11 protein-coding genes and 2 pseudogenes are annotated in these 11,279 nt (G+C 35.5%); all 13 read right to left on the reverse strand.

From position 1 onward, the window contains the following. Positions 1-4 precede the first annotated feature (4 nt). Positions 5-271: a hypothetical protein gene (locus MHH95_RS17315; RefSeq protein WP_339213340.1), complete on the reverse strand. Its 267-nt coding sequence runs from the start codon at positions 269-271 to the stop codon at positions 5-7. Then, positions 240-935 (reverse strand): hypothetical protein, encoded by a 696-nt coding sequence (locus MHH95_RS17320; protein ID WP_340728603.1) that lies wholly within the window; start codon positions 933-935, stop codon positions 240-242. The genes MHH95_RS17315 and MHH95_RS17320 overlap by 32 nt, the downstream gene beginning before the upstream one ends. Positions 936-995: 60 nt before the next feature. Further along, positions 996-1,414, reverse strand: a pseudogene (locus tag MHH95_RS17325) (T6SS immunity protein Tdi1 domain-containing protein). Positions 1,415-1,555: 141 nt separating this feature from the next. Continuing rightward, positions 1,556-2,013: pseudogene (locus MHH95_RS17330) on the reverse strand (DUF2247 family protein). Between the two features lie 267 nt (positions 2,014-2,280). Further along, a complete protein-coding gene (locus tag MHH95_RS17335) occupies positions 2,281-2,697 on the reverse strand; it encodes an SMI1/KNR4 family protein (RefSeq protein WP_339213344.1) in 417 nt (138 codons plus the stop codon). Positions 2,698-2,712: 15 nt separating this feature from the next. Beyond that, positions 2,713-4,347 (reverse strand): T7SS effector LXG polymorphic toxin, encoded by a 1,635-nt coding sequence (locus MHH95_RS17340; protein ID WP_340728604.1) that lies wholly within the window; start codon positions 4,345-4,347, stop codon positions 2,713-2,715. A 57-nt stretch (positions 4,348-4,404) separates the two neighbouring features. Continuing rightward, complete coding sequence (locus MHH95_RS17345) at positions 4,405-4,869, reverse strand: DUF5085 family protein (RefSeq protein ID WP_340728605.1); 465 nt, start codon at positions 4,867-4,869, stop codon at positions 4,405-4,407. Further along, the gene (locus MHH95_RS17350; RefSeq protein WP_340728606.1) at positions 4,851-5,300 is read right to left on the reverse strand and encodes a biotin carboxylase; all 450 of its coding nucleotides are present in this window, start codon (positions 5,298-5,300) and stop codon (positions 4,851-4,853) included. Before MHH95_RS17350 ends, MHH95_RS17345 begins: the two co-directional genes overlap by 19 nt. Before the next feature lie 13 nt (positions 5,301-5,313). Further along, the gene (locus MHH95_RS17355) at positions 5,314-6,099 is read right to left on the reverse strand and encodes an ABC transporter ATPase (protein ID WP_340728607.1); all 786 of its coding nucleotides are present in this window, start codon (positions 6,097-6,099) and stop codon (positions 5,314-5,316) included. Between the two features lie 19 nt (positions 6,100-6,118). After that, entirely contained in the window at positions 6,119-7,690 is a 1,572-nt protein-coding gene (locus tag MHH95_RS17360) for a ribonuclease YeeF family protein (protein WP_340728608.1), read from the reverse strand. Beyond that, the gene (locus MHH95_RS17365; protein ID WP_191700476.1) at positions 7,690-7,992 is read right to left on the reverse strand and encodes a YwqI/YxiC family protein; all 303 of its coding nucleotides are present in this window, start codon (positions 7,990-7,992) and stop codon (positions 7,690-7,692) included. The genes MHH95_RS17360 and MHH95_RS17365 overlap by 1 nt, the downstream gene beginning before the upstream one ends. Before the next feature lie 49 nt (positions 7,993-8,041). Next, the gene (gene essA / locus MHH95_RS17370) at positions 8,042-8,482 is read right to left on the reverse strand and encodes a type VII secretion protein EssA (RefSeq protein WP_340728609.1); all 441 of its coding nucleotides are present in this window, start codon (positions 8,480-8,482) and stop codon (positions 8,042-8,044) included. Between the two features lie 70 nt (positions 8,483-8,552). Beyond that, the gene (esaA, locus tag MHH95_RS17375; protein WP_340728610.1) at positions 8,553-11,276 is read right to left on the reverse strand and encodes a type VII secretion protein EsaA; all 2,724 of its coding nucleotides are present in this window, start codon (positions 11,274-11,276) and stop codon (positions 8,553-8,555) included. Positions 11,277-11,279 lie beyond the last annotated feature (3 nt).

Consider the following 11,279-nt stretch of genomic DNA (forward strand, 5'->3'; position numbering starts at 1 on the left):
TCTCCTACTCAATTGGAATATGTGTTAAATTATTCGGCTTTTTATAAAGGTTACCATCCTGTCCTAGAAGTTTTTTCCCTATTTTTATTTGGGCAGTCCACATATTCCCTGAATTACTATCAGGGTACAGTTGTTTTGCATTTAAATCTGGTGAATGCCATTTTACTTCTATCTTTTGCCCGTCTATTTCAAAATTATATTTATATCCTTCAGTTATAGTTTCACTCGGTTTAAATGTATTAGGTATGTCGTTTGGTATTATTGACTTCAAAATCAACTGGAATTTTCCCATTTTTCACAAAATTACTTGTATCTACAAGAGCATTACCTTTACCAACTACCTCATCTACATCACTCTTCTTAACAACCTCACCCACGTTACTATCTACAATCTTATCAATTGCTTTCGGGATTTTCAAAACTTTTCCTATCGGGATGAAGAATGCTAACGCAATACCTTTATCAAGGCCCGAAGCATTTTTATCAGCGAGCGTGTTCACATCGTCCAATATTAAGAAATCCAACAAACCTTTTCCGACTTTTGTAGCGCCACTTCCGACGTCTCCGAGGAAATTAAGAAAACCATTCTCCTCTTCTTTCACATTATCTACTGTTGTGGCTGTAGTGGAAAGCTCTTTTGCGACTTTTTTATTTTGTTGCTTCATAAATGAAACGAAATTTGTTGAAACCATCGCACCGCTTAGCCCGAAAGTACCTAAAGGCTGCTGACCATTTTGATAAAGACCAGGGAGGGTATATGGATTCGCTCCTCCGATTCCTCCAGGATTAAATAGTGGATTCATATTAATCACTTGATCCAACGATTGCGTACGATAAGCCAATGTAATCATTAACGGATTCTGACTAGCGAATGACTGCCATTGTTCTGCCGGGAAGTTAACATCGGTCTGAATATTGAAAACATAAAAAAGCACTCGTCGCCTAATATAGACAATCAAGTGCTCATAGTTAACTCTAACCATATTTCCTGTACATTACTGAACTGGACCCATAAATTCAGTAATAATAAGAATATGTTCCTTCAATTTGACTTTTTTTAAATTCTCTACTTTTTCTGCTCCACCTAAACCTAATAGAGGAGTGTAGCCAAAGCACTCATCATAATCCAACTCACCATAAAGAAAAATTCAAATGTAAACATAATTGTCTTTACCACACCATACCTGTAATTAAGTAGTCTAACATATCCATCTGACCAAATAACTAGATCACCAATACCTGTAGCAAACAATACAACTGAATCCTTGTATCTTTGACTACTCTCCCCCTAAATTTCTTTAATTTCCTCTGAATTTACACTTTTAAAATACCCTTGCATAAATGTACCAAATCCATAATTACTCCATAAATCTATAAATTCATTTGGTACCAGTTTCGTATATTTTATAATCATTTCACTCGGAACTTTTTTATACGATTTAAAATCTATTAAATATTTTTCCGTTTAAACTCCTTAAACCAATAAATTTTCACTCCAAGGAAACAAAATGCTTTAAGTGCACCTTGAAAACGAAAATTCTTCCATATTTAAATTTCAAGAATATGAGCTAACTAAATCTTTCTCTAATTTTAAAAATTCTTCAAACCTTTTTACCATATCTGCTATTGTAGTTGGGACTTCTTGAGGCATATAATTTATGAAACTCACCATGTCTTCTGGGTAATGATGACTTTCATAAAACTCGGCTATTTTATTTAATAATTCATTATCTTCTTTACACTCTTCTTTTATTTTAGATAAACAAACAAATCGAAGTTTTCTATTCTCAGCTATTAAAAATGCGCTATTTTCATCTAATTGTGGGAAATAAATGTCCTTTATCTCCAACATCACTTTATTTAAATCTTCAATAGATATTCCCCATGTAAGTTCATTAACAAACTCATTTTCATCACCATTTTCCATCAACTCTACCGCATAGTCAGAAATAGCATTTTTACTGAAGTAATTTTCATCGATTCCTACAAAAATAGTTTTCCAATCATATTAATATTTCTATTTTTTAAATCTGTTAAGTTTACATTCCTTTGGAAAAATTAAAGCACCTGATTCCTAATAAGGCAATCAAGTGCTTGTTGTTAATTCTATAAAATACTCCTGCCGTTCTCGTGTGAAATATAAATCGAGTAATATATACCTTGGTTTTCTATATTGTTCATTATAACCAATACCATATGTCAGCTAACTATCATGAGATTAATTATAAAAGGAAAAGAAAAACTCGACAAGGTACGAGCACCTGATTAAGGTTTAGTGAATTATTTTGAGAACTGTTCTACTAAAAATGTGTAGAAATTTTCATATTCATATATTCCATCCTCATCATCTTGCTCCCAGTCTATAACAGGACATTCATTGTTGTCTAACCTTGAAGTATCAAGACAATAAACACCAGATCCGTAGTTCTGTATTACAACGAACTCCATTGGTAAACCATATTCTCTCCATTCTTCCGTTTCTCTTACACAAGTTGGCACCTCGCGAAGTCCACCTCCAAAGATCTCTATCCCAAAAACTCCTCCAGTTCCATATTCTTGCAAAAACCACTTATAACTTTCCGGCAATTTCACATTAAGTCTTTCCTCAATGTCACTTATTTTACTCTCCTCTAAAGCCCCAACAAAAAACTTTTTAGGTGCGTTATTTATTAATTCAATGACTGCCTCTTTATTCAAAGCTATCATCCTTCCTTATTTATTTGGATCCTTAAGAAGTTCATCTGACCGCCATTTCCAATACTCTCCCCGAAAATCATTATATTTTTGATCTAAGTCTGGGTCACTCCTAAAACTACGTTTTTTTCTCATTTTCCTTTCTCTTCTAATCTCTGAAATTTCATCTATAGATTTATTAGCATGTGAAGCTATTTTATCAATAGGCTTAACCCTTTTAAATTTATTTTTTTCTAAAAGTCCATGAAGAATTCGATAGTTTTTCTGATGTACTGTTTGATGAATCTCTAACATTGGTCCAGGTTCCTGTTGTAGTATATGATGCAAATTGATAGCTTTACCATCCTTACCTAAAGGTGCCCATCCCATTTGAGCCCTCTCTAAATTCGTAAGACCTTTATCAGGATCAACCATGTTCCAATCAATATCATTCCTTTGATAAACCCTTCTTCCTTGATATTCTACAGGAGAATACACCTTACTTCTGAATTCAAAATTTTTAGCTTTACTAGTACCCTTACCAACAACCTCACCCACGTTACTATCTACAATTTTATCAATTGCTTTCGGGATTTTCAAAACTTTTCCGACTGGGATGAAGGATGCTAACGCAATACCTTTATCTAGTAATGATGCATCTTTATCAGCGAGCGTGTTCACATCGTCCAATATTAAGAAATCCAACAAACCTTTTCCGATTTTTGTAGCGCCACTTCCGACGTCTCCGAGGAAATTAAGAAAACCATTCCCATCTTCTTTCACATTATCTACTGTTGTGGCTGTAGCGGAAAGTTCTTTTGCGACTTCTTTTTCTTTTTGCTTCATAAATGAAACGAAATTTGTTGAAACCATTGCACCGCTGAGCCCGAAAGTACCTAAAGGCTGTTGACCGGTTAGATAAATACCCGAAAGTGTGTAAGGATTCGCCCCTCCGATTCCTCCAGGATTAAATAGTGGGTTCATATTAATCACTTGATCCAACGATTGCGTACGATAGGCCAGTGCAATCATTAACGGATTCTGACTAGCGAATGACTGCCATTGTTCTGCCGGGAAGTGAACATCTGTTACCCCTTCTGTCATCATCGTTTCTATGTTGGTAATCCATGTTTTCATGTGCATCAGGTCTGTTTGAATTGCCGTTAATGCATCTGTTTGGGATACGTCAAATTCAATCAGTTTTTCAACGGTTTCGTCCCGATGGCGTTTCGCGTCATGTACACCCAGATGGACTTCACTATCATCCAGTTTTGGCAAGCTCACGATATCTGACACTTGGTCCATGATATTATTGGCTTCGTCTGTCAGCTCTTCAGTCACTTGTTTGGCTCGGTTTAAGCCTTGCTCAATTTCGCCTTCCAATGCTGCTTGGCGAATAAAGCCTGATGAATCCGGTTCAAGCGATGAAAGGGCTGTTTTCATCTCTTGAAGAACACTAGTAAAGCTATTTTTAAAGGTATTGAAAAATGTGAGGAATGGCAAATGGCAACTCTCGTAATATGCACGTAATGCTTCTCCACCTTGACCTTTTAGCGATTCTTCTAATTGTGTGAGACCTTGAACAGCACTTTCAATTTGTTTCATTTCACTTTCCAGGCGGGTTAACTGACTAACAGTTCTTTCAAGTCCTTGCTGAAACTCATTTACATCCAATACCTTCAATTTATCACCATCTTTTTAATAGTTCCATCTAAATTGACCAACCATTAATTACCTCACTCCTACACTCATTTCCGCATATACTGTACCAGAATGGCTGCGTTTGTATTCCACAAAGATTGGGCTACTTTGATTAAAATTATTTTTTTGTAAGTGTTCCACTAGCTCCCAGTACTTCTCCTGAGACTGCGCATCAAATTCGTTCGTAATCCTTGTCATAAGCATGCGATTGACTGAAAAATAGCTTCTAAAATTGACATCTTCAGCAGCTTTCATATCCGAAACATAACTTTCCTCTATAGAACGGAATATTTCAGCTGTCATTACAGGAGCAGTAGGGTCACTAATAATAGAAAAGAACATCGTGTCTTGAATATGAAAACCATTGTTTAAGAGAATTTGATCAAAATCCGCAAAAGCCAGATCAATTTCTTCTGGCACGAAGTTATAATATTTAGAAGCTACATTCCGGTAAGAAATTTGGTGATTTTCTACAATCATTTCACTTCGCTCCATTCTTTTAACGGGACGTATAAATCAATTAAATATTCTCCATAAACATCCAATAGTACGCAAATGAATGAATTATCTACTGATATATTCTCAGTTGCTGCATAACTTTTGATCTTCTGGATAGCTGTACTAAAGTCTGCCTCTTCCTGTGCCTGGCGCATTAATAGCGCTTTTTCTATACTAAATTGGTGGATATATTCAAAATCTGTAATAGCTTCTTCAAATTCCACGGCATCATTTATCGGTAAATAATATGTGAACAGGCCTTCATTATCTTTTTCTTCTTCATAGGAAAAAAATACAGGACCATTTTGATACACTTCATGATTTAATGGGAAATCTTCTAAAATCTTAATCCCTTCTAGCCAATTTTCTTTTTTATCTCTTACTTGAAATGTAATTAAATGATCGAAATGTAAGCTGCGAATATCCATTAAATCTAGCCTCCTAATTATGTTTAACTTTTCTATTATTTTTAGCTACTCTTTCCGTGTACAAATAGCCACTTATATCAAAATTAAAGCTTTTAAAACGAAATTTACAATATAGAATAACGAGCTGTTCGGGCAAGACGAAAATCAATGTGTAAAAAAGACCAAATGGTAAAAAAACAAACATTACTGTATCAAAGAAATCAGAAGATCCCATTTTCATTACGTATTGGATAATAAAAACAAGACTAATACTGCCGATTATTGCAATAGGGATATAAGATTTCGTTTCAAATTTCCCGCGCATTTCATCACTTTTAGATCCTTTGCGATAATAACCTTTCTGAAGGAGTATATAAAATCGAATAAACGTTGCGAGAAATAATAATAAACCGATCGTAAGTGTAATCCATGTTAAGTTAACTAGAGATTCAACTGTTGCATCATCACTTTCTCCTAGATAAAAAAGCGCAGATAGGTAGAAAAAAACGGTGAAATTTTGAGTGACTATAATAGATAAGAAGTACTGTACCTTCTCCGCTCTTTTAAAAACAGCTGGTATCGCAAAAACAATGGATAATAAAATTAAAATTGCTGTCAACCATATATGGAATGTTTGAATACTTTCGAAATTTGGATAGATTGTGTACTTACCAGCAATATAATAAGTAAGATAAAATACCAATGCCTGTATGAACATACCTAATATCAACACAGTAGCTAATGAATTTGGGCTTTGTCTACCAGATTCCAGCGGTCCTCTTAATACAGCGAAATCTTCTTCTGATAGTTTTTTTAACATGAGGTGAAGCCTCCTATTTTTAACGGAACCAGCCCTTTATTTTATCCATGGCCGATTCCCCTGTTTCTTTATCTTTTTTATTTAACAAACCATTGATAAATATACCAGCTGTAACACCAATTGCAGTCCCAACACCGGGAATAGGAACAGCTGCAGTGAAAAATGCAACACTGGCAGCCTGAACCGCACCGCCGACTGCTGTATCTATCGCTGTATCTCTTATGGCACTCTTATGCAGGTCTCCGCCTGATAACCCGGCATCTTTCGCATTATGATAGTTAGCATAATAGTTGAATCCGGCCGTGATGGGCGCCAATCCTTTTGTAACTCCTTTTGCAAATCCATTAGTAAAGATACCTTTCACATCTACAATATCTTTAAATGATTTTCCAGCACCCGCCGCTGCTGCCTTCCCTACAGTTTTTGCCTTTTCAGTTATACTTGCTTGATCATTCCAGTACTTAAGGGAAGAGTGGTCCTTTAATGCGGCTTCTCCCACTTTTGACCAGCCGGATTGCCCCTTCTTTTGTGTGCCGAATTTTAAAATTGCACTGTTATTAGCTTGCTGCTGATGGTGTTGCGGCTTCCATGGTTTGTCCCCTTTTGGTAGTTTATAATTTAGCTCTCTTAACGCTCTTGCATCTGGAGTAACCCTCAAATAGTGAAGTGCCTCTTTACTAGCACGTAAACGGTAAGCAGGTCCACCAGTACGTGTATCACGTACTAACTCGATTTTCAAACCACCCTTTTTACCCGCCATAAACATTCCAAAGCTTTCAACTGCTCCATTTAAAGCCGTATTAAATCTCCTAAAATTACCTGTGTCTTCCTTATATCCCATAATTGTTTCATCAGCTGATGAGACATTACCGGTCTTTTCTCCCGGTGCCCCTTCTGTTACTCCATCTAGTGGATTGGTTCTACTCGTTAACCCCGTGAGAAGTGCTGTCGTTGAAGCATACTGTGCCCAAAGCTCTTTAGGAAAATTCACATCTGTTAAGCCTTCCGCTATCATCGTTTCCAAATCTTTAATCCATGTATTCATTGCTAAAAAGTCACTCTCAACAGCTGTCAGAGCGGACGTTTGGCTACTGTCAAATGTATTTAGATCTTCTACTGTTGTATCGCGATGCTTTTTTGCTACCTGAATTTCATTATGAACTTCGGAATCATTTAATTGCGGAAGCGATACAATATCTGAAACGCTACCTATTATTGTATTTGTTTCATTTGTTAGGCTTTCTGTAATTTGTTTTGCATTGTTCAAACCTTGCTCCACATTATTTTCAAGGAATGATTGTTGAATATAACCATTACGATCAGGTTCTAGGCTATCAAGTGCTGACTGCATTTGCGTAAGAATATCCTGGAAATTGCCTTTAACTAAATAGAAAAATTGCAAAAAGGGCACATGACAGTCCTGGTAATATGCTCGTATTGCACTGCCGCCTTGCCCCTTTAATGATTCCTCAAGCTGAATTAGCTCTTGAATGGATGTTTCAACTGTTTTCATTTCTGTCTCAAGTCTTGTTAGCATAGTTAGATTTCGTGAAATACCACTGTGGAAATTACTCGAATCTAGTATTTTCATTAATCTATTAGCCTCCTCGGACCAGAAACGGTGCCATTAATATTCGTCGAAATACGTTGATCCTGCTCCTTCATATATTGAACAGAATTTCTTGTAGTCTGAATATTATTTTGCAGCACCATCTGGTAACTTGTTAAGATTTGCTCTAATTGTATAGAGAGCTCGTTTAACTTTGTTACTACATCTAATGTATTTCCTTCAATCGGTAGTTCTGCAGTCGGCTTAAGTGATGAAGCTGCATTTTCAATCACAGATAGCTGTTCTTCTACATCCGCATAGACGATTTTCACTTCATTTGACAAATGTACTCTCTCCTTTCTAATGGAATCTAGACATTACTCCTACCATTTCTTATTTTTTCTCACTTTGCACCATTTTAGGTACAAGCCAAATTAGCACAACTAAAATACTTACTATTAATATACCAATATAAATAATTCGTAAATTTTTACTTTTACTTTGGTTAATGGGCTTTGCATTTGAAACTTGTTCTTTAGCAGCATTTAATTCGCTTGAGAATAATTGATATTTTGTTGATTCGTAAGCAATTGTTTTACGGTTTTCAAAGTTATTAATAAAGAGTTCTTCCTTTATTTTTTCATTGGAGTTATTATCCTTTGGCAGGAAATCCAGTTTTTTTTGCTCTTCTCGAATATTTTTGCGAATCTCTAATAAAGCCTCATTATGAAGGTATTCCTTATTATGTTTAAACTCTTTTTCTTTATATTCGTTTGGATTCAATTTATACAGGTCGGTAGATGCATAGACAGTCATTCCAACTTTTAAATCCAACGGGAAGCTGGTTTCAAATATGAATCCAGCTCCCCAAATTAGAGATAAACTAAAGAAACCAACTATTACCTTACATTTCATACATAGGTTCCTCGTCTTGTTCATTAGAACGGTTTTTGATTTTCCCTGCGATATACGGTATTAATGCAGACACTCCAATAATCACCAATAGAACGATACTTGCAGGGATAATTAATGATTCCGGACCGTATTGAATCGATAAATAAACTTTTGACATCGGATCTTCATAATCTAGATTCGAAGCTAACAATGTCAACATTGGTGTTACGAAAAACGCGATCACTGCCACACTTACAAACCAACCGATTAAAGGTCCAATCGAGAAGCTTGCAAAAATAATTGTCGATACAGCAGCTAATAATAAAATAGTGAAAATCGTCCACTCGATTGTTCCTGTTTCATTTAGAGAATAAATTTCCATGCCGTAAATACTTATAATCAACCCGACGATTAAGTTTAATAAAGAGAATAACGCGATACGTACGCCCGGTTTGTTATTGTTGAAATAGTAGCAGAAGTAGCCGATTAATAAACTACTAATTAATACAATGACAAGGACGATGACTGGCGGTACTTTATTCTCTTCTACCGTTGCATTTAAGCTAGTAGATGTAAGCGGAGTTGATAAATGATCATATATATGCCCATTTCTTTGTCCATCCACAAACGCATTATTTAATACGTTATGAATATCATTTCGGTATTTTTCTGTTGTACTAACGTTATCATTCCACTTATTATTTAGTTCATTTGTATCTGCGTTTACATTAGCTGCTTTTGCATATAAATCATTTGTAACGAGCATGATGTTATCTTGATTATCCATAATGCTGTTCATTGAGTTACTCATTGCTGTTAAGTTTTGAATAATACTATGTTGATTTGAAACTAATGCACTGCCGTCTGCAGGTGGTACTGAAAATACTGTGGAACCCGATATAAATGAATCCAAGCTTTTCTGCATATTGTTAGCACTTGTCTCAACAGCCTGTATTTGTGATGAAATTGCCTCATAGTCAGAGTCAACTTTTGCCGTATACTCTGTAAAGAAAGATTTAACATCTTCCTCTAAACTTACTAACTGTTCCTGGGAATCCGGAACCCCTTGTTGTAATTCATTTAGAATGCTTGAACCTTCATTGTTCATAACTAAAAGGTTATTTACACTTAAGTTTGTCTTTAAAATGGTTTCGTATTGCGCTAATGCCCCGTAATATTCCATGAGCATTGCTGTATTGTTACTATCAATAGTTTTAGAGAAAACACTTTTTAGCCTTTCCTTTTTCGCCCCATTCATCAATGGTGAATTCATAATTTCAGATTCTTTCCGCTTTACTTCTTCTACAATTGTGAATTCATTTATTTCAGGCTTCAGCTCATCTTCTTTGGCGTCTTCCTGAGATTCTTGAGACTCGATTAACTCCTCTTGCAGTTGTCTTTCTTGCTGTTGAATTTGATTAATATTTGATTCAATTACAGCAATCTGAGAAGACAGCTGTGAAAGTTGATCATTTACAGCTAGAATTTCTTTATTAGAATTTTCATCATTTATTTCAGATGTATTTCCCGAAGCAATGACTACTTCTTCTTTCACTGAATTAATATTTTGAATTAAGCTTATTAATTTATCTCTTTCAGAATCTAATGCTGCAATTTTAGAGGATGCGATAAATTGGCGCGTATTGTTTTTTACTTCTCCACTTTTTCTAGCCTGTATTGGTTGTACTTGACTAGGTGAACTAGTATTTAGCTGATCTTTTAACGTAATTAATTGATTTTCATATTGAACAAGTAATTCGCCTTCCACTTGATTTAAAAGGTCGATAATTTCCTCTCTCTGTTTAACGACCTGGCTAGTTAAGTTGTTTACACTCTCCTTATTTTTTGCCAGTTGTTCTTCAAGCATTTGGACGTTCTCATTAATGCTATCGTTGTGATCAATCAAATAATTTTTTGTTTCATTATATCGAGGTTCCTGATCATTTTTCATAAAGACTACTGAAAGCAAACTTTCCTGCTGTAGTGGCTGTAATAGCTGTTGTTGGGTCGTATGATATTCTTTGTAGTCATTTACATAAGATACAAATTGGGATAATAGCACTTCAAATTCTCCAGCTTCCTGAATACTTCCATCGATTGGAGTCCCACTTACAGTTGAAGCTAGATTTTCTAGCATTTGTTTTTGACTTTCAATATCCCCTACTACGCTCGCTAAATTTGGACGGTAAAATTCCGATATTGTATTTAAAAATTCTATTTCCTTTTGCAAAATCGTATCAAACTCATTACGGACCTTCTCTAAATCTTGAGATACATAACTCCAGTAAAGAGTAGCGATTTTCCCGTTGACACGTGCAGTCGCTTTATCAATTTCACGTAAAACTTTCTCACGATTTGCTGCATTTAATTGACCGCCAACTGTATATTTAAATTCAGCCTTAACTGGTTGTTGTTCCTCATATGTCATTATATTTTTCGAAAAATTTGATGGAATATAGACGATTGCATCGTAATCTTGACCCGCCAACCCTTTTTCAGCAGCACTACGACTCACAACAGACCAGTTGAAGTCAGAGTCTGTCGTGAGAACTGTTGCTACCTCTTTTCCGAATTCCAGTGCATTTTCTTCCTTTTCTGCACCTGTATCTTCATTTACAACAGCGATATTTTTCGTTCCATTTGATTCATCAAATAACGGATTTTCGCCTATTGCAAAGAAATATAGAATCGGGGCTCCGATAATCAAAATCATGACGATTGCAATTTTTAACATTAA

Origin of the sequence: Solibacillus sp. FSL K6-4121, assembly GCF_038002585.1 — a bacterium.
GTDB lineage: Bacteria > Bacillota > Bacilli > Bacillales_A > Planococcaceae > Solibacillus > Solibacillus faecavium.

What these genes read in the sequence shown, in the direction of transcription:
- MHH95_RS17345 (WP_340728605.1), bottom strand. Translation starts at nt 4,869, where the DNA reads ATGGAGCGAAGTGAAATGATTGTAGAAAATCACCAAATTTCTTACCGG.
- MHH95_RS17350 (WP_340728606.1), bottom strand. Translation starts at nt 5,300, where the DNA reads ATGGATATTCGCAGCTTACATTTCGATCATTTAATTACATTTCAAGTA.
- MHH95_RS17355 (WP_340728607.1), bottom strand. Translation starts at nt 6,099, where the DNA reads ATGTTAAAAAAACTATCAGAAGAAGATTTCGCTGTATTAAGAGGACCG.
- MHH95_RS17360 (WP_340728608.1), bottom strand. Translation starts at nt 7,690, where the DNA reads ATGAAAATACTAGATTCGAGTAATTTCCACAGTGGTATTTCACGAAAT.
- esaA (WP_340728610.1), bottom strand. Translation starts at nt 11,276, where the DNA reads ATGTTAAAAATTGCAATCGTCATGATTTTGATTATCGGAGCCCCGATT.